This is a genomic window from Streptomyces sp. NPDC025651 (assembly GCF_055558735.1).
Map to the genome: position 1 here is coordinate 81,847 of NZ_JBVHLZ010000004.1, position 24,642 is coordinate 106,488.

21 protein-coding genes are annotated in these 24,642 nt (G+C 72.7%); 13 read left to right on the forward strand and 8 right to left on the reverse strand.

The window, feature by feature from the left end; genetic code table 11:
* Nucleotides 1-207: 207 nt before the first annotated feature.
* Nucleotides 208-2,136, forward strand: a complete 1,929-nt coding sequence (locus tag ACZ4D5_RS16665) for an InlB B-repeat-containing protein (RefSeq protein ID WP_467773115.1) — start codon at nt 208-210, stop codon at nt 2,134-2,136.
* Nucleotides 2,137-2,197: 61 nt separating this feature from the next.
* Here the strand turns inward: ACZ4D5_RS16665 and ACZ4D5_RS16670 are convergent, their stop codons facing one another.
* A complete protein-coding gene (locus ACZ4D5_RS16670) occupies nt 2,198-3,367 on the reverse strand; it encodes a lipase family protein (RefSeq protein WP_467773116.1) in 1,170 nt (389 codons plus the stop codon).
* Between the two features lie 217 nt (nt 3,368-3,584).
* On the opposite strand from ACZ4D5_RS16670, the gene ACZ4D5_RS16675 reads away from it, so the two are divergent.
* Together ACZ4D5_RS16675 and ACZ4D5_RS16680 are read left to right on the forward strand one after the other, a co-directional pair.
* Complete coding sequence (locus ACZ4D5_RS16675) at nt 3,585-4,082, forward strand: hypothetical protein (protein ID WP_467773117.1); 498 nt, start codon at nt 3,585-3,587, stop codon at nt 4,080-4,082.
* Between the two features lie 53 nt (nt 4,083-4,135).
* A complete protein-coding gene (locus ACZ4D5_RS16680) occupies nt 4,136-7,273 on the forward strand; it encodes a tetratricopeptide repeat protein (protein ID WP_467773118.1) in 3,138 nt (1,045 codons plus the stop codon).
* Here ACZ4D5_RS16680 and ACZ4D5_RS16685 read toward each other — a convergent pair.
* On the reverse strand, nt 7,177-8,328 hold the full coding sequence (locus ACZ4D5_RS16685) for an AraC family transcriptional regulator (RefSeq protein ID WP_467773119.1): 1,152 nt from the start codon (nt 8,326-8,328) through the stop codon (nt 7,177-7,179). The two genes, ACZ4D5_RS16680 and ACZ4D5_RS16685, sit on opposite strands and share 97 nt — an antisense overlap.
* 95 nt (nt 8,329-8,423) lie before the next feature.
* Between ACZ4D5_RS16685 and ACZ4D5_RS16690 the strand changes: the two genes are divergently transcribed.
* Nucleotides 8,424-10,289 (forward strand): AMP-dependent synthetase/ligase, encoded by a 1,866-nt coding sequence (locus tag ACZ4D5_RS16690; RefSeq protein WP_467773120.1) that lies wholly within the window; start codon nt 8,424-8,426, stop codon nt 10,287-10,289.
* Here the strand turns inward: ACZ4D5_RS16690 and ACZ4D5_RS16695 are convergent.
* Together ACZ4D5_RS16695 and ACZ4D5_RS16700 are read right to left on the reverse strand one after the other, a co-directional pair.
* Nucleotides 10,255-10,569 carry an AzlD domain-containing protein gene (locus ACZ4D5_RS16695; protein WP_467773121.1) on the reverse strand — a complete coding sequence of 105 codons (315 nt, stop codon included), beginning with the start codon at nt 10,567-10,569 and terminating at the stop codon, nt 10,255-10,257. The genes ACZ4D5_RS16690 and ACZ4D5_RS16695 overlap by 35 nt on opposite strands.
* Nucleotides 10,566-11,327 (reverse strand): AzlC family ABC transporter permease, encoded by a 762-nt coding sequence (locus ACZ4D5_RS16700; RefSeq protein WP_467773122.1) that lies wholly within the window; start codon nt 11,325-11,327, stop codon nt 10,566-10,568. The genes ACZ4D5_RS16695 and ACZ4D5_RS16700 overlap by 4 nt, the downstream gene beginning before the upstream one ends.
* A 156-nt stretch (nt 11,328-11,483) precedes the next feature.
* Here ACZ4D5_RS16700 and ACZ4D5_RS16705 point away from each other — a divergent pair, with 156 nt between their 5' ends.
* On the forward strand, nt 11,484-12,026 hold the full coding sequence (locus ACZ4D5_RS16705) for a helix-turn-helix domain-containing protein (protein ID WP_467773571.1): 543 nt from the start codon (nt 11,484-11,486) through the stop codon (nt 12,024-12,026).
* Nucleotides 12,027-12,076: 50 nt separating this feature from the next.
* On the opposite strand, the gene ACZ4D5_RS16710 is transcribed toward ACZ4D5_RS16705, so the two are convergent.
* Nucleotides 12,077-12,961, reverse strand: a complete 885-nt coding sequence (locus ACZ4D5_RS16710; protein WP_467773123.1) for a MurR/RpiR family transcriptional regulator — start codon at nt 12,959-12,961, stop codon at nt 12,077-12,079.
* A gap of 123 nt (nt 12,962-13,084) precedes the next feature.
* Between ACZ4D5_RS16710 and ACZ4D5_RS16715 the strand changes: the two genes are divergently transcribed.
* From ACZ4D5_RS16715 to ACZ4D5_RS16740, 6 genes are read left to right on the forward strand one after another with little or no spacing between them, the layout of a single operon-like run.
* Nucleotides 13,085-14,284, forward strand: a complete 1,200-nt coding sequence (locus ACZ4D5_RS16715) for a C45 family autoproteolytic acyltransferase/hydolase (protein ID WP_467773124.1) — start codon at nt 13,085-13,087, stop codon at nt 14,282-14,284.
* Entirely contained in the window at nt 14,281-15,945 is a 1,665-nt protein-coding gene (locus tag ACZ4D5_RS16720; RefSeq protein ID WP_467773125.1) for an ABC transporter substrate-binding protein, read from the forward strand. Before ACZ4D5_RS16715 ends, ACZ4D5_RS16720 begins: the two co-directional genes overlap by 4 nt.
* Nucleotides 15,946-16,911: an ABC transporter permease gene (locus ACZ4D5_RS16725; RefSeq protein WP_467773126.1), complete on the forward strand. Its 966-nt coding sequence runs from the start codon at nt 15,946-15,948 to the stop codon at nt 16,909-16,911. It abuts the gene before it with no gap.
* The gene (locus tag ACZ4D5_RS16730; RefSeq protein ID WP_467773127.1) at nt 16,908-17,753 is read left to right on the forward strand and encodes an ABC transporter permease; all 846 of its coding nucleotides are present in this window, start codon (nt 16,908-16,910) and stop codon (nt 17,751-17,753) included. Before ACZ4D5_RS16725 ends, ACZ4D5_RS16730 begins: the two co-directional genes overlap by 4 nt.
* Nucleotides 17,754-17,756: 3 nt before the next feature.
* Nucleotides 17,757-18,761: an ABC transporter ATP-binding protein gene (locus tag ACZ4D5_RS16735; protein ID WP_467773128.1), complete on the forward strand. Its 1,005-nt coding sequence runs from the start codon at nt 17,757-17,759 to the stop codon at nt 18,759-18,761.
* Nucleotides 18,758-19,567: an ABC transporter ATP-binding protein gene (locus ACZ4D5_RS16740; protein ID WP_467773129.1), complete on the forward strand. Its 810-nt coding sequence runs from the start codon at nt 18,758-18,760 to the stop codon at nt 19,565-19,567. Before ACZ4D5_RS16735 ends, ACZ4D5_RS16740 begins: the two co-directional genes overlap by 4 nt.
* A 144-nt stretch (nt 19,568-19,711) precedes the next feature.
* On the opposite strand, the gene ACZ4D5_RS16745 is transcribed toward ACZ4D5_RS16740, so the two are convergent.
* Nucleotides 19,712-19,915, reverse strand: coding sequence for a cold-shock protein (locus ACZ4D5_RS16745; protein ID WP_006138897.1), 204 nt, complete (start codon nt 19,913-19,915; stop codon nt 19,712-19,714).
* Nucleotides 19,916-20,311: 396 nt separating this feature from the next.
* Here ACZ4D5_RS16745 and ACZ4D5_RS16750 point away from each other — a divergent pair, with 396 nt between their 5' ends.
* The gene (locus ACZ4D5_RS16750; RefSeq protein WP_467773572.1) at nt 20,312-21,106 is read left to right on the forward strand and encodes a menaquinone biosynthetic enzyme MqnA/MqnD family protein; all 795 of its coding nucleotides are present in this window, start codon (nt 20,312-20,314) and stop codon (nt 21,104-21,106) included.
* A gap of 5 nt (nt 21,107-21,111) precedes the next feature.
* Here the strand turns inward: ACZ4D5_RS16750 and ACZ4D5_RS16755 are convergent, their stop codons facing one another.
* Nucleotides 21,112-22,134, reverse strand: coding sequence for an alpha/beta hydrolase (locus tag ACZ4D5_RS16755; protein ID WP_467773130.1), 1,023 nt, complete (start codon nt 22,132-22,134; stop codon nt 21,112-21,114).
* 178 nt (nt 22,135-22,312) lie between these two features.
* On the opposite strand from ACZ4D5_RS16755, the gene ACZ4D5_RS16760 reads away from it, so the two are divergent.
* Nucleotides 22,313-23,983: a serine/threonine-protein kinase gene (locus tag ACZ4D5_RS16760; protein ID WP_467773131.1), complete on the forward strand. Its 1,671-nt coding sequence runs from the start codon at nt 22,313-22,315 to the stop codon at nt 23,981-23,983.
* Here the strand turns inward: ACZ4D5_RS16760 and ACZ4D5_RS16765 are convergent.
* Nucleotides 23,919-24,602: a hypothetical protein gene (locus ACZ4D5_RS16765; protein ID WP_467773132.1), complete on the reverse strand. Its 684-nt coding sequence runs from the start codon at nt 24,600-24,602 to the stop codon at nt 23,919-23,921. The two genes, ACZ4D5_RS16760 and ACZ4D5_RS16765, sit on opposite strands and share 65 nt — an antisense overlap.
* Nucleotides 24,603-24,642: the final 40 nt, after the last annotated feature.

Sequence of the window (24,642 nt, forward strand, 5' to 3'; positions counted from 1 at the left end):
ACCCCGAGATCCTAGGGAGGAGCGGGCGGAGCCGACCACTCCCTTTCGGCGGCAGGCGGGGGAGGGGGGACAGGAGACAGGCGCGGGCGGGCGCAGGCAGGTGAATCCGCCCCCGGCCCCCGCGCGCCGCGGTTCCCTTCCTCCCTCCCGCCGCCCCATGTGGAGGGGGACACCTGACCGAATCGGCCCCCGAGGAGGCCCCTCCGGATGCCCCGCCCCGTACCGCGGATCCTCTGTTCCGCCGCCACCGCCCTGCTCGTCACCGCCGGCCTCGCCGCCCCCACCGCGGCCGCGCGCCCCCGCGGTCCTGAGCCGCAGCCCGACCCCTGGGTCGTCCGCTCCGCCACCGTCGACCTGCGGCGCGAGCACTTCTCGTACCTCTGCGACCGGCCCGATGCGGGGCCGCCCCAGGAGTCGGAGCTGACCTTCTTCCCGTACGACGTGACCGCCCGTGTCGTCGAGGACCACTCCATGGACGACGGCGAGGGCACGATCTCCTGGGAGGGGCACGAGGTCGGCCGCCCGGACCACCAGGTGCGCGTCCAGGTGTCCCACGCCTGTGCCGGGGACGAGAGCGGCAAGCCCATCGTCCTGGAGGGCTTCGCCGACCTCGGGCCCCGCGGCGCGTACGCCGTGCATCCCGCCGAGGGGCGGCCGAGCACCGCCGTCTTCGAGGAGTGGGACCTCTCGAAGCTGCCGAGGGACGGCGACGACGACACGGTCGAGTCCGAGGAGCAGGGGAGCGAGCCTCCCAGCGGCCGCGCCCGGCCCGACCGCGTCAGGCCCGACCGTTCCAAGCCCGCCGTCGTCGACGTCCTGCTCCTCTTCACGCCGAAGGAGGCCGCGAAGGCCCGGGGCGACCGGAAGTTCAGGAGCCTGCGGGCGACCGCGTCCACCATCGAGACGCGGATGAACCGCGCCCTGTCGGACAGCGGGGTGCGGGCGAGCATCGACGTCGTCCACGTCGAGGAGGTCACCGGCTTCAACAACGCCGGTGCCGAGAAGGACGCGAACACCATGCTCGACCTGGTCTCCGAGCCGAAGGACCGCACCATCGGCGCCAAGGCGGCGGCGCTGCGCAAGCAGTACGCCGCGGACGTCGTGATGGTCCTCGCCGACAACGGCGGCAGCGGCGTCGCCCACCGGCCCGACGCCCCGGGCCCCGGCACAGAGGACCAGGGCTTCGCCGTCGAGGGCATGGAGGCCGTCTTCACGGACGGCGTCAGCCACGAGATCGGGCACAACCTCGGCCTCGACCACGACCGTTGGACGCTCGCCCACGACAAGTACGGCCGTGGGAAGCCCAGCACGACGTACCCGTACAACACCGGCTGGATCACGCCCGACCAGAAGTATTCGACGGTCATGGCCTACGAATGGAACTGCGCCGCGGGCAAGAAGTGGTGCACCCAGGTCAACCAGTACGCCAACCGCACCAACAAGTACGCGGGACAGCCGCTCGGCGACAAGAACAACGACCAGACGCGTGTGCTGAAGGAGACCACCCATCTGGTGGGCGACTACCGCACCCCGGCCAAGCCCAGGGACCGCTACCCCCTCACCCTGTCCTCGTCGCCCGCGAAGGGCGGCACCACGCGGGCGTTCGTCTGGGGGCCCTACAAGAAGGGGACCCGCGTGGTCGTGCGCGCCTATCCGGCGGCCGGTCACACCTTCGCCGGATGGACCCTGGACGGCAAGCCGCACTCCAACACGTCGCGGGACATGTCGCTCGCCATGAACGCCGGGCACCGCCTCGTCGCCCGCTTCACGCCGCCGAAGACGCCGTGCGCCAAGATGCCGACCGGCGGGTTCCGTAAGAAGTGGGACCAACTGGGTGGTGCCAAGGGGCGGTTGAAGTGTCCGGCGGGGGCCGCGCGTGCGCTGCCGAAGGGCGGCGGTTTCCAGCACTTCCAGGGCGGTTCGCTGTACTACTCGCCGGGGACCGGCATGCACCCCGTGTGGGGCGCCTTCCGCGCCGCCTGGCAGAAGGGCGGCTGGGAGCGCGGCAGGCTCGGCTACCCGAGGTCGGGCGAGAAGAGGGTCAACGCCGCCGGTGACGTGCGGCAGTGGTTCCAGGGCGGCACGCTGACCTGGAACGCCAGGACCAGGAAGGTCACGGCCTGGTACGCGAAGTAGGGGTCACGCGCGGGGGTTGGGGTGCCGTCGACTCGACGGCACCCCAACCCCCGTACACCCACTAGCAGTTGCTCTGCGCCGCCTTCCCCGCGAACCGGTCCGCCAGCCACTGCGCCGCGAGCGGCGACTGTGTGATCACGCCGCTGACGTGCTCGCCGACCGGCACCGTGTGCCACTCCACGTTCGCGCCGCGCGCGCACCAGTCCGCGCGGACCTGCTTGCCCACGCCGTACGGGATGAGCTCGTCGGCGAGCGCGTGGTACAGGTACACCGGCGCGTCCGGCTTGACCGTGCCGACCTGCGACTCGCGCAGGCGCCGCTGCCAGTCCGGCTGCTCCAGGGGGTTCTTCGTCGTCATCGAGTCGATCGACTTGAAGGCCCCGAGCGCCACGCCGTCCGCGACGCAGGTGTTCTTCATCGCGCCGAGCAGCGTCCGGCCCGCCGGGTTGAGATAGGAGTCGAGCTTCAGCTCGGGGAAGGCCGCGTTCTGGCCGATCGCGGCCATGAAGATCAGGCCCGAGCCGTAGGAGCCGTCGTTGGACTTCGCGACCTTCTGCAGGTCGCCGGGGACGCCGCCGGTCGCCGTGCCCTTGACGTCGAGGTCGGGTGCGTACGACTGGTGGAGCTCGGCGGCCCAGGAGGAGGCCTGGCCGCCCTGCGAGTACCCCATGATGCCGACCGGGGTGTCCTTGCCGAGGCCCGCCTCGGGGAGGCGGATCGCGGCGCGGGCCGCGTCCAGCATGGCGTGGCCCTCGGCGCGGCCGACCGTGTAGGTGTGGTCGCCCGGGGTGCCGAGGCCTTCGTAGTCGGTGACGGCCACCGCCCAGCCGCGCAGGGTCAGTTGCTGGATGAGGTTGGCCTCCAGGGTGGTGCCTCTGGGGAAGCCGGCACTGGGCGCGCAGTGGTCGCCGACGCCGACCGTGCCGACGGCGTACGTGATCAGAGGGCGCGGGCCCTTCCTGCCGTCCTGGGGCACGATGACCGTGCCGGAGACGGTGTTCGGCTCGCCCTTGGCGGTGGTCGAGCGGTAGTGGATCTTCCAGGCCTTGGTGTTCGTCGGCTGGCCCGGCAGCGGGTGGAAGCTGCTCGGCTCGGAGCTCACGACGTCGCCGGGCGACGCGGCGGCGCCGCCGCCCGGCTCCCCGGCGTGCGCCGCGGCGAGCGGGGTGACGGCCGACAGGCCGAGCGCGGCGGCCACGGCCCACGCTCCGAGGCTGGTGCGAGTGTGCATGCGGCTCTCCCAACTGTCCTCAGGGGCTGGGGTGTTCCGACTTCGACCGTAGTGACCGGCCAGTAGGCGGGGGGCTGACCGGGACGCTCACCTTCGTTGACTCCGCCGACCGGCCCACCGGCTGTGTCGGCACCGGCCCACAGGTATCCAGCGGGCCGACCCGGCGCTACGTTCACAGAGGGGGAGCCGCGGGCTCTGGACGACTGGGGGTGTGGCGATGCTCGACGACGCCATGACAGCGCTGGCGGCCGCGGGTTCCGCCGCCGTGGTGCAGGCCGCGGGCACGGACGCGTGGGCGGGTGTGCGGCGGGCGGTGGCCCGTTGGTTCGGCCGCGGGGACGAGGGGCGCGAACGGGCGGAGCTGGCGCGGCTCGACCGCACGCAAGCCCATCTCGCCGGGGTGGAAGGGGAGTTGGGGCGTCGGTTGCGGGACGTCGAGAGCGACTCCTGGCGCAACCGGTTCGAGATCGCGCTGGAGAACCTGGAGGAGGGGGTGCGCCTGGAGCTGGGCGCCGAACTGGAGTGTCTGGTCACGGAGTTGCGGGAGATGATCGCCCGAGGCGCGCCGCCCGCCCGGCAGGCGAACGCCCACGGGACCGGTGCGACGGCCGTGGTGGGGGATCTCACGGAATACGGCGACCGCTTCATCGTCGGTGGTGATGCCCACCTGACCATCGAACGCCCTTTTCCGCGGAACCACCCGACCGACGGCTGACCGGCTGGGCGGGAACCAGGCCGCTCGCGCGGCGCGACCCGCACATCGTCGGGGTGCTGCCCCAGAAGGCGCACTGCTTCCAGGAGCGCGGAGTGGGCAGGCGGCTCGCGCGTGCGCCGGCCGACGGCGGCACCGCCGTGCTCGGCCAGATCCTCTCCGGCACCGGAGGCGTGGGCAAGACCCAACTGGCCGCCAGGTATGCCAGGGACCTGCTGCACAGCGGTGAGATCGATCTGCTCGTCTGGGTCACCGCCGTCAAGCGCAAGGCCGTCATCGCCGCGTACGCGCAGGCCGCCGAGGAGATCCTCGGTGTCGTCCACGCCGATTCGGAGCGCGCCGCCGCACAGTTCCTGGCCTGGCTGGAGCCCAGGCCGTCGGGCGGCGACGGCGAGCGCGCGCCCGGCTGGATGGTGGTGCTCGACGACCTCGCCGATCCCGCCGACCTCCTCGCGGACCCGGAGACGGCGCGCATCGATCTGCTGCCCCCTGTCGGCGGCCGGGGCCGAACCCTGATCACCACGCGGTGCCGCGACGCCATGCCGGCAGGGCACGTCTGCATCGACGTCGGCCGGTTCGCGAGGGAGGAGTCGGTCGCGTACCTCAGGCAGGTGCTCTCCGGGCCGCACCGCGGGGCCGCCGGCCGCGGCCGCGTGGCGGCCCCCGCCGACTGCCTCGCCCTGCTCGCGGAGGACCTGGGCGACCTGCCGCTGGCGCTCTCGCAGGCTGCCGCGTACCTCCTGCAGACCGGGCTGAGCTGCGCCGAGTACCGGGAGCGCCTCGCGGGACGCAAGCAGCGGGTCCTCGCCCGGCTGGTGCCCGCGCCCGGGCGCCTGCTGGACGGGCAGAGCGTGACCGTGGCCGTGACCTGGTCCCTGTCCGTCGACCGGGCCGACCTGATGTGGCCGCAGGGGCTCGCCACCCCCATGTTCGACCTCATCGCCCTGCTGGACCCCAGTGGCATTCCGGCCGCCGTTCTCACCGGGGAGGCGGCCTGCGGCTACCTCGCCGCGCACCGGCGGGCACCGTGCGGGCGGGAGCCGGCCGGTGACGCGTCCGTGAACGGGGACGTCGCCGTGGACGAGGACGACGCCGTCGACGCGCTGCGCGCCCTGCACGGCATGCACCTGATCGAGTACGTGCCGGACGTGCCCCATCAGGCCGTCCGTGTCCACCAGTTGGTGCAGCGCAGCATCCGCGAGTCCTTCTCGCCCGAGCGCAGGGCGGGTGCCGCGGAGGCGGCCGCCGACGCGCTGGTGCGGGCCTGGCCCGAGGTGGAGCGTGACACCGCGCTGCGCGAGGCCCTGCGCGCGAACACGGACGCCCTGCGGCGCGTCGCCGAGGACGCGCTGTGGAGGGAGCGGGCCCACCCCGTGCTCTTCTCGTTCGGGCAGAGCCTGATGGCGGCCAGCCGGTACGAGGACGCCAAGAGCTACTTCCAGGCCCTGGCGGAGCAGGCCGAGCGGCGTCTGGGGGCCGACAGCCACGACACGCTGGAGGCCCGGATCCACCTGGGCGACCTGTGGGGGGTCTCGGGCTATCCGTCCGTGGGGCTCGACATGCTCCGGGCGGTGCTCGACGACTGCGAGCGGGTCTGCGGGCCCGACGACCCCGTGACGCTGCGGGCCCGCCACGAAGTGGCCCACGCGCGCGGGGTCAACGGGGACGTACGGGGGGCCCTGGAGGAACTGGAGCGGCTCCTGTGCGACCTGCAGTTGCGTGAGGGAGGGGACGACCTGCCCGAGACCCTGAGCGTCCGGGGCTTCCTCGCCCGGTGGTGGAGCTCCGCGGGCGACACGGCAGGCGCCATCGCGGCCCTGGAACAGTTGATCGACGACCGGGCGCGCGTGATGGGCCGGGACCATCCCGAGACGTTCACGGCCCGTCACAACCTCGCCACGTGCCGGGGCGACGCGGGTGACATGGCGGGGGCCATCGCGGCCTTCGAGCACCTGGTCGCCGACCAGAAGCGCGTCCTGGGCCCCGACCACCCCGAGACGTTCACCACGCTCGGTGAATTCGCCCACTGGCTCCGGGCGTCGGGCAGGAACCGCGAGGCGCTCGTCGCCCTCGAATCGCTCCTCGCCACGATGAACCGGGTGCTCGGAGCCGACCACGTGGACACCTTCGCGGTGCGCTACGGCCTTGCCGACATGTGGGAGGACGAGGGCGACGTGGCGGGCTCCGTGGTCGCCTCCCGGCTGCTCCTCGACGACCTGCGGCGCGTCTTCGGCCCCGCCCACTCCGAGACCCGGTTCGTCGCACGCGTGCTGGCCCGCCTGCTGGTCTGCCGCGGCCGCCAACTCCTGGAAGACGACACGACCCCACCACCCGACCCCGAACGGAGCCCCACCATGCCGGAAGAGACGAGCCCGCGGCGCCCCGCACGGTTCGAGCAGGCGCTCGCGTGCTTCTACGAGGCCCGCGACCTGACCGACCCCCAGGACCAGCCGGGCGTCTACGGCGTCATCCTGCACGACATCGCCGACACCTACCGCGACGCCCGCGACCTCAAGGAGGCCGTCGAACACTTCCGGCAGGCCGTCTCGCACAAGAAGCGGGCCGACAACCCGAGCGACCTCGCCACCACGATGACCGCGCTCGCCAACACCCTGGTCACGATGCGGGAGAAGGCCGAGGCGCGGGAGGTCCTGGAGGACCTCGCCCGCGAGGTCCCGAAGATCACGGACTCCGACCGGCGGGCCGCGGTCCTGCACAACATGGCGCTCATCCATGTGGAGTTGGGCAATCAGGACCTGGAGGGCGCCTACGCCGAGGCGATGACCGCGTTCCAGGCCGTGCTCGCGCTCATCGACGGCGAGTCCGACCCCGGCTGGTACGCCACCGTGCTCAAGGACATGGGGGACGCGTACGAGGCGCAGGAGATGCTGCCGCAGGCGCACGCCGCGTACGAGGAGGCCGTGCGGTACACGCGGCGCATCGAGGGCAAGTCCACCTCCCTGATCACCGTGCTGATCGCGCTCGGCCGCACCAGCAGGCGGCTCGGCAAGGCGGAGGGGGAGACGGCGGTCGACGGCGGCGGTGCGGTGCTCAACGGCGCGGTGCTCGGCGGGGCCGGGCTCGACGGAGCGGGGCCTCAGCGGCCGGGGGCGGTCTCCGACGCCCCGGCGGACGCGCCGCCGTCCGACGCCTCCGCGGGGGACGCCTCCGCGGCCGACGACGAGGAGCGGTAGGAGGACGAGGAGCGGTGGGAGGAGGGGGCGCGGTGGGAGGAGGGGGCGCGGGGGCGCTCCGTCTCCGTCCGGTACGCCCCCGGCGTCGTGCCCGTCCACCGCCGGAACGCGCGGTGGAAGGCGGTGTCCTCGGAGAAGCCGAGCCGGGCCGCGAGCTCCGCGATGGGCTCGTGGCCCTCCACGAGGCCCGCGATGGCCGCGTCCCGGCGCACCGCGTCCTTCAACTGCTGGTAGGAGGTGGACTCCTGGGCCAGGCGGCGGCGCAGCGTCGCCGGGCTCACCGCGAGCCGTGCCGCGATCTCGCCGAGCGAGGGCAGCCGCGGCGAGGAGCGCAGGGCCCTGGCGAGGGCGCGGCGGACCTGCTCGGCGACCGTCGTGCCGTACTCGCGCCGGGTGAGCAGTTCGAAGGGCGCCCCGCGCAGCATCTCCTCCAGCGCCTCCTCGTCCCTGACCAGCGGGGCGTCCAGCCAGTGCGCGGTGAATCCGGCGCCGGTGCGTTCGGTGCCGAAGCGCACCGGGCAGCCGAAGAGCAGCTCGTACTCGTCCTTGTGCGGGGGCGGCGGGTGCCCGAACTCGGCCCAGCGCAGCGGGATGCGGCGGCCGATCAGCCAGCTGCACAGGCGGTGCCAGATGATGACGAGGCACTCGGCGAGGAAGTAGTCCTGTTCGAGGTCGTTGCGTACGCCGAAGACGGCCTCGTCGCCGTGGCGTTCCAGGACGAGGTCGGGGCCGCCGGGAAAGAGGCCGTAGAAGGTGACGCCGCGCTGCACGGCGGCGCCGAGGTCGCGGCAGCCGAGCGAGGCCTGGCACATCATCGCGAACGTGCCGGGTCGGCTGACGGCGGAGCCGAGGCCGAGGAACTCGTCCTGCGTGGCGCGGTACAGCTCCCGGAAGAGCCGGGCGAACTGCGGGGCCGTGACGCGGGCCCGGTCGTCGCCGAGGAGCAGCGGCGGGATCTCCGCGCCCCGCAGCAGCGGAACGGTGTCCACCCCGCGCCGCTCGGCGCCGCGCAGCACGGCCCGCACATGGTGCACGGTGATCGTCCGCCTGGCCATGAACACGACGGTAGCGCCGGGCTGAGCGCGCAGGCCAGCGGTGGTGACGCTTCCCGTCATCCCGTGGCCGTGCGGCGCTCCTTAGCGTCGTAGGAATGGAGCAGACGAACAAGAAGGCATCCGCGCCCCCTGAACTCCCCTCCTCCCTCGCCCTGTTGGCGGAGTGGACGGCGGAGCGCCACGGCGACCTGCCCGCCCTGCGCTTTTGGCGCGACGGGGCGTGGACGGAGCTGTCGTACACCGGCCTCAGGGACGAGGCGCGCCGGGTGGGCAGGGCCCTGCTGGCGCTCGGCGTCCGCCCCGACGACCGCGTGGCGATCCTGGCCGAGACCCGCCCCGAATGGACCCGCACCCACTTCGGCACGCTGGCCACGGGCGCGGTGGTGGTCCCGGTCTACCCGACGGCGGGCGACGAGGAGCTCGCGTGGGTGCTCTCGGACTCGGGCACGTCGGTGGTGATCTGCGAGAACCCCGCCCAGGCGGAGAAGGTGGAGAGGCTGAGGGGGAGCCTGCCGGGGGTGCGGCACGTGGTCCTGATGACGGGGGAGGGGGAGGGCGCGGGACCCGGGGGCGGCGCGGCGACGACCGCGGGCGCGCCGCCCGCAGGGGCGCACGCCGTTCTGGCGGCGGGTGACACCCGCCGACTCGCCCCGCTCGCCGACCTGTTGGCCCGCGCCCACGCGCGCGGGCCCCAGGATCTCGCCACCATCATCTACACCTCCGGCACCACGGGGCTCCCCAAGGGGTGCCTGCTCACGCACGGCAATCTGCTCGCCGTGCAGGCCGCCACCGTGCCGCTCATCGACGGCGGGCCCGGGGACTCCACGTACCTCTATCTGCCGCTCGCCCATCTCCTCGCCCAGCTCGTCGAGTTCACCAGCCTCCTGGAGGGCGGCACGCTCACCTTCTTCGGGGGCCGCATCGAGGACGTCGTCTCCGAGCTGGCCGAGGCGCGGCCCACCCATCTGCCGTCCGTGCCACGCCTCTTCGAGAAGGTGCGGTCCGTGGTGCTGTCCCTCGCCGAGGCGCAGGAGGGCGGCCGCGAGCGGTTCGAGGAGGCCGTGCGCATCGGGGTCCTCGCCGCCGACGGCGTGCTGCCCGCCGAGCTCCAGGACGCGTACGAAGCCGCCGACAAGGCACTCTACGGCCTGGTCCGGCAGGCGCTCGGCGGGCGGGTGAGGTGGGCGCTGACCGGCGGCGCGCCCATCGCGCCGGACACCGTCGACTTCCTGCGGGCCTGCGGCATCGCCGTCTACGAGGGGTACGGGATGACGGAGTCGGCCGGCGTCCTCACCCTCAACCACCCCGGTTCCGTGCGGTACGGGACCGTCGGCCGCCCCGTCGACGGCGTCGAGCTGCGCATCGCCGACGACGGCGAGATCCTGGCCCGCGGCCCCATGGTCTTCCCCGGCTATCACAACGATCCGCAGGCCACCCGCGACGCCGTCGACGCCGAAGGGTGGCTGCACACCGGGGACCTGGGGGTGCTGGACGACGACGGCTTCCTCTCCGTCACCGGCCGCAAGAAGGACCTCATCATCACCTCGGGCGGCAAGAACCTCACCCCGTCCCTGAGCGAACTCGCCGTCCAGAACTCACGGTTCGTCTCGCGCGCGGTGATGGTGGGGGACCGGCGCCCCTACCCCGTCGCCCTGGTCACGCTGGACGCGGAGGAGGTCGCGGGGTGGGCGGCGAGGGAGAAGATCGCACTCACCGAGCCGCTCTCCCGCGACCCGCGCGTTCGCGCCCTCGTCAAGGAAGCCGTGGACGCCGCCAACGCCACCGTCTCGCGCCCGGCCCGCATCCGCGAATTCGCCGTCCTGGACGAGGACTTCACGGTGGAGGGCGGCCTTCTCACGCCGAGCCTGAAGGTCCGCAGGCAGGCGGTGACGGAACGGTACGCACAGGTCGTGGAGTCCCTCTACGCTACGCGACCCCCGCAAGCCTCAGCAGCGCGGTAGCCGCCGCGGCGCCCACCACGACCACGGCGAACGGCGCCCCGCGCCAGGCGAGCGCCCCGCCGACGAGCACCCCGGCGGGCCTGGCCCACCCCGCGAACTCCCGCCCGTCGGTGAGCGCGCCGGTGGTGAGCAGCGCGACGAGCAGGACCGTGGCGCCGACCGCCAGCAACTCCTGGACACGGGACGGGAGTTCGAACCGTCCGTGCAGCACGGGACCGGCCAGGCGGAAGGCGTACGTCCCCGTGGCGAGGGCCAGGACGCAGGCGAGCGTGGCGTTCACGGGGTGCTCCTCGAAGCGGCGGTACGGGGGCGGGGCCGACGGGGCCCGCGGCGCGCCGCGAGCAGCCCCAGCAGGGCGAGCAGGACCGGCACCCCCGGGGGCAGGAGAGGCGAGGCGGCGACCGCGACGACGGCGCCGGCCGCCGAGGCCCGCCGCGCCCCGCCGTCACCGCGCAGCGCGGGCAGCACCAGCGCGAGCAGCACCGCGGGGAACGCGGCGTCGAGACCGAACCGGTCGGTGTCGCCGAGCGCGGACCCGGCGACGGCGCCCACGAGCACGCTGAGGTTCCAGGCGGCGAACAGCCCGACGCCGGATATCCAGAAGGCGGCCCTGCGCCGCGCCCGCCCCTCCTGTGCGAGCACGAACGCGGCGGTCTCGTCCGTGACGAGGTGCGCGCCGATCAGCCGCGCCGCCCAGGACCGGCCGAGGTCGTCGGCGAGGGCCAGACTGAACGCGGCGGTACGGGAGTTGAGCAGCAGGCCGGTCGCCGCGGCGGCCACGGGCCCGCCGCCCCCGGCCAGGATCCCGACCGCGCTGAACTGGGCGGAGCCCGCGTACACGAGCAGTGACATGACGACCGGCACCCAGAGGGGGAGCCCGCCCGCGACGGCGATGGCGCCGAAGGAGACGCCGACGACGGCGTCGGCGAGCCAGACGAGCGCGATGTCGCGCAGGACGCCGGGCGGCAGGTCGGCGAGACGGACGAAACCCCCGCCCGTTCGCTCTGGCGGACTCTTTGTTCGATGAGGCGAACGCATGTGTCGTAGGATGGGCGGAGTGGGGGGCGTTCGTCAAGCCGAACATACGGTCCCCTGTGGCGAACGGAAGGTCGCGGCACACCCGTCGGCACGGGTGTCGGCAGGCGCGGAGAACCAGGAGTGAAAGACGTGACGACCAACAGCGGCGGGTCCCGCATGCCCCGTGAGTGGGTCGCCGCGGCCCTGCGCCGCGAGCGTACGAAGGCCGGGCTCTCCCTCTCCGAGCTGGCCAAGCGCGCCGGCATCGCGAAGTCCACGCTCTCCCAGCTGGAGGCGGCCACCGGCAACCCCGGCATGGAGACGCTCTGGGCGCTGGCCGTCGCGCTCGGCGTGCCGTTCAGCGTGCTCGTGGAGTCACCGGATCTCGCGGTGACGGTGGTGCGCGCGGGCGAGGGCGCGGCCATGCGCGCCGAGAACTCCTCGTACGTGGGCACGCTGCTGTCCGCGAGCCCGGGCGGAGTGCGGCGCGACCTCTATCGGGGGGCCATGGAGCCGGGGCCCGCGCGCGAGTCGGACGCGCACCTGCCCGGCACGGTGGAGCACCTGGTCATGAGCACGGGCCGACTGCTCGCGGGCCCGCGCGACGAGACGGTGGAGCTGGGCCCCGGCGACTACATGTCGTACCGCGCCGACGTCCCGCACGCGTACGAGGCCTTGGAGCCGGGTACGACGTTCGTGGTGATCATGCAGCACGTGTAGGCCCGCGACGGCGACGGCCACCCCGGACCCGCGCCCGGCGACGGGCCCGCTCACCCCTTCCGGGGCTTGGCCTCCAGCAACTGCTCCCTCAGCGCCGTCAGTTGATGTGAGGTGTCCACCGCCCGGGCCTCGTCGAGCGTGGTCAGCGCCAGCAGGACCGCATCGGCGACCACCAGTGCCGTCAACGCCTCCGTGGTGATCCCCGTGGGCGTGTGCGGCGCCGTGAGAACCGCGTCCACCCGCCCCCCGTACAGCTCCGCCAGCTCGTCCGTGACGAGAACGACCCGCGCGCCGACCGCCCGCGCCCGCTCGATCAGCACCGTCAGCTCGGTCAGCGCCCGCCCCGGCTGGAAGATCACCACCGCGTCGCCCTGACGGATGCCGAGCAGCGCGTCGGCGAGCGCGAAGCCCGTCGCGCCCGTGTACCGGGAGCGGCGCCCGATGCGGCCGAGCGCCAACGCCAGGTGCCGGGCGGCCAGTTCGGAGGCGGCCACGCCGTAGCAGTGGATCTCGGCGGCCTCCGCGAGCGCCTCGACCGCCGTGCGCAGCGCGTCGTCCGGGGTGAGCCTGCGGGCGTGCTCGATGCGCTCCTGCGCCTCGTCGAAGACCTCGCCCCAGATGTCGCCGAGGTCCCGGCCGACATGCGCGATGCGCCGCTTGAGGCGGACCTCCGGCGCCACCGCGGAGGTGAAGTCCGAGGCCAACTCCCGCTTGAGCGCGGGCAGTCCGGCGTAGCCGAGGCGCTGCAGGGCGCGCACGACCGTGGCGTTGCTGGTGCCGGTCGCCGTGCCGAGCTCCTGCGCGCTGGCGAAGAGCAGCGACTCGGGCGGCGCGCTCGCCAGGTACCGGGCGACCGCGCGCTCCGAGGCGGACAGGGTCTCCCACTGGTCGCGTACGGCGGCGCGCAGCCGCTCCACGCCCTCTGAAATTTCCATTACAGCTATTGACTCTCGTGTGACGGCGGTTACTCTCCTGGGCAACGCATTCCAAGGGGAGAGGATCTCGTAATCGACGTTACAGCACGTCGGTTGCCGGACCTCCCCGTCGCTAGGAGAACCATGGCACCCCGCACGCTCCCCGTGATCGAGATCTCCGGTACACCGACCGACCGCGGCCGCCGGTACGGCGAGGCCGTCCGCCCCCAGCTCCACGCCGCGCTCGGCTACTACGAGGAGGCGTTCGGCCAGTCCGCCGGGCTGACCTGGGACCGCGTCACCGCGCGGGCCGCCCGCTGGCTGGAGCCCGTACGCGACTACGCCCCCCACCTCGTCGAGGAGATGCGGGGCATCGCCGAGGGCGCCGGCGTCACCCTGCTCGACGTGCTCGCGCTGAACGCCCGCGGCGAGGTCATCTACGACAAGTCGTTCGCCGAGATGGCGGCGGATTCCGAGATGGCGGCGGATTCCGGGAGGGCGGCGGATTCCGGGAGGGCGGCCGAGGAGGAACCCGCCGAGGGCTGCACCTCCTTCGCCGCCTTCTCGGAAGCCAGCGGCGACGGCCACGTGTACGCCGGCCAGAACTGGGACTGGCGCGCGGGTGTCGCCGACACCGTCGTCATGCTCCGCGTCGTGCAGCCCCCGAAGCCCACCCTGATCATGCAGGTCGAGGCGGGCCAGATAGGCCGCCAGGGCGCCAACTCCGCGGGCATCGCCCTCAACGCCAACGGCCTCGGCGGCCGCTTCAGCGATGCCGTCGGCCTGCCGCAGACCGTCGTGCGCCGCAGCGTCCTGGACCAGGCCACCGTCACCGACGCCCTCGACGTGCTGTGCCGCACCCGCGCCCACATCGCCAGCAACGCCCTGCTGACCTGCCGCGAGGGCTTCGCCATCGACCTGGAGACGACGCCCGCCGGGCACGGCTGGATGTACCCCACCGACGGCCTCCTGGTGCACGGCAACCACTACCAGGCGGGCATCCCCGCCGCCCTCGCCGACGGCTACCGCCCCCTGTCCCCCGACTCCCTCGTCCGCGTCCCGCGCGCCGAACAGGGGCTGCGGGCGCTGCGCTCCTCCACCGGGCCCGACGAGTCCCTGAAGCTGATCAAGCAGGCCATGTCCGACCACCTCGGCCTGCCCGAGTCGCTGTGCACCCACCCCGACCCGCGCCGCCCCGCGGTCCGGCGCTGGACCACGCTCGTCTCCTCCTGCGCGGACCTGACCAGCGGCGACTACCACGTCACCGCGGGCACCCCGTGCGACCGCGACTACCAGCACATGCCCTGGAACCTCTACGACGGCCCGTACGGAGACGCCTCATGAGCGCACCGAGAAGCAGCGCGCTCAGGGGAGGCCGCGCCGCCGCGGCGGGCCTCGCCGCCACCGCCCTGCTCGCCACCGCCGCGTGCAGCGGCGCCGACACCTCCGCGCTCGGCGGCGACCCCGCCGACGCCGCCGAGCTGAAGCTCACCGCCACGACGCCCGCCGCCAAGGGGAGTCAGGACAAGGTCAATTGGCTCCTGGAGGACGAGCCCGACTCGCTCGACCTCGACACCCAGGGCTCCAGCGCGGGACGCGTCGTCCTGACCAACGTCTGCGAGCGGCTCTACCAGCTCCAGCCCGACATGAGCGTCGAGCCGCTCCTCGCCGCCAAGGCCCGCACACCCGACGACAGGACCCTCGTCCTGACCGTCCGCGACGGCGTCACCTTCCACGACGGCTCGAAGCTCACCGCCGACGACGTCCTGTGGAGCCTGAAGCGGCACGCCGACCCCGACATGGAACAGGCCGACGAGTTCGGCAACGTCCGCTCCATGAAGAAGACGGGCGCCCGCGAGATCACCATCCGCTTCAAGGCCCCCGACGCCCTCTTCACCAAGGCGCTCGCCGGTGACGCGGGCATCGTCTGGAACAAGGAGCAGGTCACCGCCGCGGGAAAGGAGTTCGGCACCCCGGGACAGGGTGACGCCTGCTCGGGTCCGTACGCGCTGTCCGGCTGGAAGTCCGGCGACTCCCTCACCATCACGGCGTACGACGGGTACTGGGGCAAGAAGCCGCTGACCCGCCGGGTGACCTTCCGCTGGGCCTCCGACAGCGCCCTGGTCAACGCCCTCAGGACGGGCGCCGCCGACGGGACGTACGCCGAGTCGCCGAACACCGCGTCCGCCCTGCGCGGCGCCGAGGGCCTCGACCAGCACTACGGACCCTCCACGGCCTCGCTCGTCCTCATCCCGACCGCGCGCGGCGGCCTGAAGGACCCGCAGATCCGCCGCGCCCTCTCCCTGGCCATCGACCGCGAAGGCATCGCCCGGTCCGGCTACGGCGGCCTCGTCCAGCCCTGGGCCGCGCCCGTCGGGTCCGGCGCGTGGGGGTACGAGAGGCCCCGATTCACCGCGGCCCAGCAGGAGTTGGCGGACGCTGCGCCCGCCTCGCCCACCGCCGACGACCTCGCCGAGGCCAAGAAGCTGGTGAAGTCCGCCGGCGCGCCGACCGACCCGATCGTCATCGGCGCCGACAGCAGCCAGGGCCGCACCGTCGTCGCCAACGCCGTGCGCGCCGCCCTCCAGCGGATCGGCCTCACGGGACAGATCAAGACCGTGCCGACCGCCCAGTTCGAGGAGTTCTACAGCGATCCGCAGGCCCGCGCCGACATCGACGTCCTGGTCGGCGACTGGTACATCTCCAAGGCCGACCCCATGGGCTTCTACGACAACGGCCTCTCCGACTCCTCCAACAACTGGGTCGGCTTCAAGGACGCCACGTACGACAAGCTGGTCCACCGCGCTCTGGGCACCCTCGACGACGCGAAGCGCGCCGGCCTCGCCGTCGACGTGCAGCGCCGCTTCGTGGACGCCGCCGTGTGGATCCCGCTCGCGCAGGTGCCCTCCGCGCTCGTCCTCGACGACCGCCTGACGGGCCCGCCCGCCTCGCAGTCCTACCTCTACTACCCCTGGGCCGCCGAACTGGGCCGGAAGAAGGGCTAGATGAGCGCCATGACACCACTCGTCCCCCGGGTGCTGCGCCGCCTGCTCGGCCTGCTCGCCACCCTCTTCGCCGCGTCGTTCGTCATCTTCGCCGCCGTGTACGCGGCGCCCGGCGACCCGGCGGTGTTCCTCGCGGGCGGCCGCGACAAGCTGACCCCCGAGCGCCTGGCCACCGTCCGCGCCCAGTACCACCTGGACGAGCCGCTCGTCGTCCAGTACGGCCGCTGGCTGTGGGACTGCGTCCACCTCGACCTCGGCCGCTCCTTCAAGTACGGCGACCAGGTGTCCGACCTGGTGGCCGCCCGCTTCCCGAGCACCCTCCAACTCGTCGCGTACGCCACCGTGTTGTTCGTCGTCCTCGGCGTCGGCGCGGGCATCCTCGCCGCCGTGAAGCGCTCCACCTGGGTCGACTCGCTCGTCGTGGGCGGCACGACGCTCGCCGCGTCCGTCCCGTCCTTCGTCGCCGCCATCGCGCTCGTCTCGCTCTTCGGCGTCCAGCTGGGCTGGTTCCCGGTCACCGGCAGCGGCGAGGGGTTCACCGGCACGCTGCACCATCTCACCCTGCCCGCCCTGTCGTTGGCGCTCGGCGCGCTCGCGGTCATCAGCCGGGTCACGCGCCAGGCCATGGCCGACGCCGCGGCCTCCGAGCACGTGGAGGCGGCCCGCGCGTCCGGTGTCCCGGAGCGCGACATCATCCGCCGTCACGTCCTGCGCAACGCGCTCGGCCCGATCGTCACCATGTGCGGCCTCGTCATGGCCGGGATGCTCGCGGGCACGGTCGTCGTCGAGACGGCCTTCGGCATCAGCGGCATCGGCTCGCTCCTCGTCGGCGCCATCAACACCCACGACTTCCCGGTCGCCCAGGCCGTCCTCCTCCTGATGGTCACCGGCTACATCGTCGTGACCACCCTGGTCGACCTGGTGCATCCGCTGCTCGACCCGAGAGTGAAGGGAGCCACGTCATGACGACCGCCGCCGTCCCCCCGGCACCACTGACCACACGCAGTCGACGCCCCGTCGGCGTCATGATCGCCGGAGGCTTCCTCGCCCTGGTGGTCGTCGCCGCCGTGTGCGCACCGCTGCTCGCGCCCTACGCCCCCGACGCCATCGACCTGTCGGCCTCGCTGGTCGGCACGGGCGGCGACCACCTCCTCGGCACCGACTCCTCCGGCCAGGACCTCCTCTCCCGCGCCCTGTACGGAGCCCGCACCAGCCTGATCGCGCCGGTGCTGCTGCTCGCGGTGGCGGCGGTACTCGGCGTCACCCTCGGCGTCCTCGCCGCCTGGCGCGGCGGCTGGGTCGACGCCCTGGTCTCCCGCCTCACGGACGTGATGTACGCCTTCCCCGGCCTCCTCTTCACGGTCCTGATCATCGCGGTCTTCGGCGCGGGCACGACGACCTCCGTCCTCGCGCTCGGCCTCGCCTTCACCCCGACGATCGCCAAGTACACGCGCTCCCTGGCTCTTTCGGAGGCCCGCAAGCCGTACGTCGACGCCTACCGGGTCCTCGGCATGGGCGGCGCCCGCATCTGCGCCGCGCACGTCGTCCCCAACCTGGCGCGGGCCGTCCTCGGCTACCTGGTGGTCCTCTTCGGCGAGGCCCTGATGTCCCTGGCGACCCTCTCGTACCTGGGCTTCGGCGCCCAACCCCCTTCCTCGGACTGGGGCCTGATGGTGCAGGAGGGCCAGGCCGCCATCGTCCAGGGCGCGCTCCTGCCGGCCATGGTGCCGGGCACCGCCATCGCGCTCGTCGTCGTGTCCTTCAACGTGGTCGGGGTCTGGGCCGCCGACCGGCTAGGGAGTCAGTGAGCCATGACGCTCCTCGACATCAACGACCTCACCGTCCGCGTCCCCGGTGCCGCGCGCCCGGTCCTCGACTCGGTCTCCCTCCGGGTGGCACAGGGCGAAGTCGTCGGACTGGTGGGCGAGTCGGGCTCGGGCAAGTCGACGACGGCGAAGGCGGCCATCGGCCTGTTCCCGCCGGGCGCGACGACGACGGGCGAGGTCCGCTTCTCCTCGGACACGGACGTCCTGGCCCTCACCGGCGAACGGCTCCGCGCCCACCGGGCGGGCCCCGTCGCCATGGTCCACCAGGACCCGCGGGCCGCCCTCAACCCGGTGCGCCGCATCGGTGACTTCCTCAGGGAACGCGGCGCGACCCGCACCCGCGCGGCGGAACTCCTGGCAGCGGTAGGCCTTTCGTCCCCCGAACGCCGTCTGCGCCAACGCCCCCACGAACTCTCCGGCGGCATGCTCCAACGCGTCGTCATCGCGGGCGCCCTGGCCGCCGAGCCCCGCCTGCTCCTGGCCGACGAGGCGACCAGCGCCCTGGACGTGACGACCCAGGCGGAGATCCTCGCCCTCCTGCGCACCCTGCGCGCCACCCGCGACCTGGGCCTGCTCCTGATCACCCACGACCTGCACCTGGCGGCGGCGTACTGCGACCGCGTGTACGTGATGTACGCGGGACGAGTGGTCGAACACCGCTCGGCAGAGGCCTTGTTCACGACCCCGGCCCACCCGTACACGCGCGGCCTGCTGGCCTGCTCCCCGACGCTGGGCGAGTCCTCATCCCTGACCCCGATCCCGGGCCGCCCCCCATCGCTCTCGGACACGTTCCGGGGCTGCCCGTTCGTGTCGAGGTGCGGGGAGGCGGAGGATTCATGCGGGACACGGCGGCCGCCGACTCGACCACTGGAGGACGGCGGAACGGTGAACTGTGCCGTTCCCGTTGTGGGCAATCGTGCCGCAGGGCGGCACGGGTGGGCACAACCCCCGGTGCCGAGCACCGACAACGACAAGGCGAGCCACGGATGACAGACGAACACCTGCTGTCGGCGAACAACCTCACCAAGACGTACCCCCTCCCCGGAGGGGGCCGCCACAAGGCCGCAGAAAACGTGACGTTCACCCTGAAACCCGGCGGAGCCCTCGGCATCGTAGGAGAGTCGGGCTCCGGCAAGACAACCGTGGCCCGCATGCTCGTAGGCCTGATCGCCCCCGACAAGGGCACCGTCAGCGTCGCGGGCCGCCCCCGCGAAGCCCGTAGCCCCAGAGGGAGAGCCGCCCGCCTGGCCCGCGCCCGCGAGATCCAGATGGTCTTCCAGGACCCCTACGTCTCCCTGGACCCGCGGCTCACCGCGAGGGACTGCATCCGCACGGCCCTGCGCCTGCACGGCAAGGACGAAACCAGGGCCACGGACCTCCTGGACCAGGTGGGCCTCGGCACGAGAGAGGCGGGCGCCCGCCCGCGGGAGCTGTCCGGCGGCCAGCGCCAACGCCTCGCCATCGCGCGCTCACTCGCCGTGGACCCGCGGGTCCTCGTCCTGGACGAGGCGGTCGCCGCGCTGGACGTGTCCATCCAGGCCCAGATCCTCAAGCTGCTCGACGAGATCCGCGGGGACACGGGCGTCGCCCTGGTCTTCGTCAGCCACGACCTCGCCGTGGTCCAGCACGTCACCGACGAGGTCCTGGTGATGCGCCGCGGCAGGGTCGTGGAGCAGGGCCCGACGGACGGCGTCCTGACCGCCCCCGAGGACCCCTACACGAAGCTGCTGCTCGCGTCGGTCCCCGGCAAGGGCTGGGACCCGGCGGACGCGGTCCGGGCGAGGGCGGCCCTGTAGCCCCCGAACCCGCAGAGCACCGAAAAGGCAGGAGCCCCGCTTCCCCCGCGCAAGCGGAGGAGCAGGGCTCCTTGGGTACTGCTATCCATGTCCGGATCAAGTCACCGGAGGAATCAACACGCCCCACTCACGTGAGGCGTCCGATTACATCGGGGTGACGTTCTCCGCCTGCGGACCCTTCGGGCCCTGCGTCACGTCGAAGGAAACGGCCTGGTTCTCCTCGAGGGAGCGGAAGCCGTTCGCGTTGATCGCGGAGTAGTGGACGAAGACGTCCGGGCCGCCGCCTTCCTGGGCAATGAAGCCAAAGCCCTTTTCAGCGTTGAACCACTTCACGGTTCCGGTAGCCATAAGCCCTCCTTGGGCCAAAGGGTTGCCCTGCTCCAGAACCAGCGATTGTTTAAACAACTGCATAAGTCTGAAAACGACGAGAGCCCGCGGGGTCACATGCTCCGCAGGCTCTGTACTGCAAGGGAAACCAAACTGCAACTTGCGGCGAGCTTAGCACGCAGGCAGCCGAAAGCAATAGGGGGCAAGATCACGTCACCCGGAGGTTTGACGGGGCTTCCGACGGGGTTGACGGGGCGCACCGGGGCCCCAGCGCAAGGACCGTACCGCATGGGGGCTAGCCTCGCCGATGTGGACAATTCTCCCCTTGACGCCTCCGAGGGGGTGGGCGCCGAACAGCTGCCCGACTCCCGCCGCACTGCCCGGCCCCGGGTCGGACACATCCAGTTCCTGAACTGCATGCCCCTGTACTGGGGCCTCGCGCGGACCGGGACGCTCCTCGACTTCGAGCTGACGAAGGACACCCCCGAGAAGCTCAGCGAGCAGCTGGTCCGGGGCGAACTCGACATCGCGCCCGTCACGCTCGTCGAGTTCCTGAAGAACGCGGACGACCTCGTCGCCTTCCCCGACCTCGCGGTCGGCTGCGACGGCCCCGTCATGTCCTGCGTGATCGTCTCGCAGGTGCCGCTCGACGAGCTGGACGGCGCCAGGGTCGCGCTCGGCTCGACCTCGCGGACCTCGGTGCGGCTCGCGCAACTGCTGCTCGCCGAGCGGTACGGCGTGCGGCCCGACTACTACGCGTGCCCGCCCGACCTGGGCCTGATGATGCGGGAGGCGGACGCCGCCGTCCTCATCGGCGACGCGGCGCTGCGGGCGAACCTGATCGACGCGCCGCGGCTCGGCCTGCAGGTCCACGACCTGGGGCAGATGTGGAAGGAGTGGACGGGCCTGCCGTTCGTCTTCGCCGTCTGGGCGGCCCGGCGCGACTACGCGGCCCGGGAGCCGGCGGTCGTGCGCGAGGTGCACAAGGCCTTCCTGTCCTCCCGTGACCTCTCCCTCGCGGAGGTCTCGAAGGTCGCCGAGCAGGCCGCGCGCTGGGAGTCCTTCGACGCCGGGGTCCTCGAGCGGTACTTCACGACGCTCGACTTCCGCTTCGGCGGGGAGCAGCTGGCCGGCGTGACCGAGTTCGCCCGCCGGGTCGGCCCGACGACGGGCTTCCCGGCGGACGTGCGGGTGGAGCTCCTCGACTCGTAGGTGGCTCAGCTGCTCGGGATCGGCGCCTGCATGTGCTTGCTGATCCACTGGATGGGGCCGTCGGCCATGGCGGGGACGTAGCTCCGCGCGTTGTGGCCGCCGCCCTGGATGACGTTGAGCTTCGTCTTCACGGGGCCCTTTCCGTACGTCTGGATGAAGCGGCGCAGGTTCGCCTGGCCGGACTCCTCCGTGCCGATCTGGAAGGCGAGGTCGACCTCGGGACCCTTGCGGTTGATGAGGTGGCGGGCCAGCTTCTCCGGGTTGTTGGCCTGGCGCTCCTTCTCGTGCCCCGCCCAGAGCGGCGAGTCCGGGACGGTGTCGGGGCCGCTGGCGATCACCGCGCGGAACTTCTCCGGGTGCTTGAGGACCGACTTCAGGCCGACGAAACCGCCGGACGAGGAGCCCATGAAGGCCCAGCCGTCACGGGACTTGAAGGTACGGAAATTCGCCTTGACGAAATCGGGGACGTCATCGGTCATCCACGTCCCCATTTTCGGCTGGCCCGGAATATCACTGCCGTCGTAATAGTTCTTGGCGTCCGGATTGAGAACGGGCATCACGACGATGAACGGCAGGCTCTTGCCTTCCTGGGACCACTTGGTGATGCTGCTCTGCAGCTTGAGGTCGGTCCCCATCCAGTAATTGTTGGGGTAGCCGTTGCCGCCGGGCAGGGCTATCAGCACGGGGAAGCCGCTGTTCGCGTACTTCGGGTCGAAGTACTGCTTGGGCGCCCAGACCCACACCTTGCCGGTGAATCCGGACTTCTTTCCCTTCAGCGTCGTCACGCCGATCTTGGTGCCGTCGTCGAGGGTGTTCTCGGTGGTGAACTCCGCCTTGGGGCCGGTGGGGAGCAGTGTCTTGGCGGCCGCCGCGCCCTGCGTCTGGCCGGTGGTGCTGTCCGACGCCTTGGGGTTGTCGAAGCTCATCGGCTTGCCCTTGTCGGACGAGCAGGCCGACAGGAGCAGGGCCGAGGCCAGGGCCGCCGCGGTCGCGGCGAGGGCGGTGGTGGACGGGCGGCGGCGGTTCATGGGGACCTCGGAGCGGGGACGTAGACGAGCAATACGGTCATTACTCACATGTAGAGGGGAATGCGGGCGGGGGCGTTCCCCCGATGGCTCCCGCACTACGCTGAGGCGCAGTGGCGCGGCGCACGGGATGTCCGGCGGCGCGCGTCTGGGGGAGGCCCGTCCGGGGGAGGCCAAGGACATGCATCCGCTCGAAGTCGACGAACCCACCGTGATCGGCCCCTACCGGCTGCTCGGCCGGCTGGGTTCGGGCGGCATGGGCCGGGTCTATCTGGGGCGCAGCGCGGGCGGGCGCACCGTCGCGGTCAAGGTCGTCCACCCGCACTTCGCGCTCGACGAGGAGTTCCGCGCCCGCTTCCGCCGCGAGGTCGACGCGGCGCGCCGGGTCGGCGGCGACTGGACGGCGCCCGTCCTGGACGCGGACCCGGAGGCCTCGGTGCCGTGGGTCGCCACGGGGTACGCGGCCGGGCCCTCGCTCACCGAGGCGGTGCGGGAGGGCGCGCCCCTGCCCGAGCACTCCGTACGCGTCCTGGGCGCGGGCCTCGCCGAGGCGCTGGCGCACGTGCACGGCCTCGGGCTCGTCCACCGCGACGTGAAGCCCTCGAACGTGCTGCTCACGCTCGACGGCCCGCGTCTGATCGACTTCGGTATCGCGCGGGCCACGGACGGCACGGCCTCGCTCACCTCCACCGGCGTCTCCATCGGCTCGCCGGGCTACATGGCGCCCGAGCAGATCCTCGGCAAGGGCGTCACGGGCGCGGCGGACGTCTTCTCGCTGGGCGCCGTCCTGGTCTACGCCGCGACGGGGGAGTCGCCCTTCCCCGGCGACTCCACGGCGGCCCTGCTCTACAAGGTCGTCCACGAGGAGCCCGAACTGGGCGCGCTGGGCGGCGAGTTGCGCGACCTCGCGGCCGCCTGCCTCGCCAAGGACGCGGCGGCACGGCCCCGCCCCGAGGAGATCGCCGCCCGCCTCGCGCCGCGGGGCGCGGCGGCGCTGGTGGCCGCGGGCTGGCTGCCGGGGCCCGTCGTGGAGCGGGTGAGCCGGAGCGCGGTGCGGATCCTGGACCTGGACACCGGCGCGGGAGCGGCCGCCCCGCAGGACGCGCCCTCCGGGCCCGTGGCGTTCAACTCCCCTTCCGTGGAGGGGTCCTTCGGGCCGCCCGACCCTTCGTACGCGCCTACTCCCCCGTACGCCGACGCGGTACCGCCCGCCGCTGCGTCGCCCAAGGAGGCGTCCCCCGGGAAGCTCTCGGTCTCGGTCGCCGCGACCTCCGTGCCCGAAGGGCCGAACGGGCGCGGCCGCAAGGTGAGTTGCACGGTCGCGCTCGCCGTGGCCGGAGCGATGGCCGCCGTCACGGTCGGCTCGGTGTTCGTCTTCGGGATGCTGCCGGACGACGAGAAGTCGGCGGGGGGTCATGACTCGGGCGAGCGTCCCCCGGCGGCGACGGCGACTGTCACGCCCAGCGACCCCTCGGACGGCTCCACCGGGTCCGCCTCGGGCAAGGTCCCCGAGGCCTACCTCGGCAAGTGGAGCGGCAAGGCCGACGCGAGCGGCGGCACGATCCCGCTCGGCACGTTCACGGTCACCCTGCGCCAGGCGAAGCCGGGGGAACGGGTCGGCACGGTCCTGCAGAACGACCCGATCGGCAACACCTGCACGGACGTCCTCACCCTCAAGTCGGTCACGGAGAAGGAGCTGGTGGCGACGGGCAAGGGGGCGAAGGGCAACGGCAGCCAGTGCGCCCAGACGAGCCACACGGTCTATCTGCGCCCGGACGGCAAGAACCTCACGTACACGTCGGACGATCCGGATGCGGGGGATCCGAAGGCTCGCTTGTCGCGGGTGGAGTGAGCCGGGCCTTGCGGCGCTTGAAGTAGAGGTGGACGAGCCAGCCGCCGAGCGCCAGGCTCAGGAGGGCGGCGGCGATCCCGGGTGCCCACAGATAGGGGTACTGCTCGTGGACCCAGCAGGGCGCCCCGTGGTCGTAGCACTCCGGGCCGCGGCGGCGGCGCTTGGGCCGGGTCGCGCCGAAGCAGAGCAGCAGGAGCAGGCACGACAGCGCCACGCCGGGGAGCACGGCGAGCGCCCAGCCGAGCGAACGGGCCGTCTCCTTCTTCCAGTTGGCCTGCGTCAGCGGGGCGATGATGCCGGCGACGGCGGGCGGTGCGAGCAGCCCGATGGTGATCGCGAAGCCGTAGCCGCCACCGGGCCAGCCCGGGGCGACATCGCCCCACAGGGTCTCGCCCCAGGCCATGTCGGCGAGGCCGAACAGCACGATCACGACGGTCACCGTGAGAAACATCAGCGACCCGAAGAGCCAGTTGCCCCGCTCCCGCTTCTCCGACCGCTTCTCCGACCATTTCCCTGACCGCTTCTCCGACCGGCCCGAGGTCCTCGCCCCCGGCACATGCTCGTACCGCAGCGCGGGCCCGGCGGCGCGCCGCCGGGTCCTCTTCGCCGAGCCGCCCACGACCCGCCCCCTCAATCCGCTTGCCCTGCAGCGGAGTCGT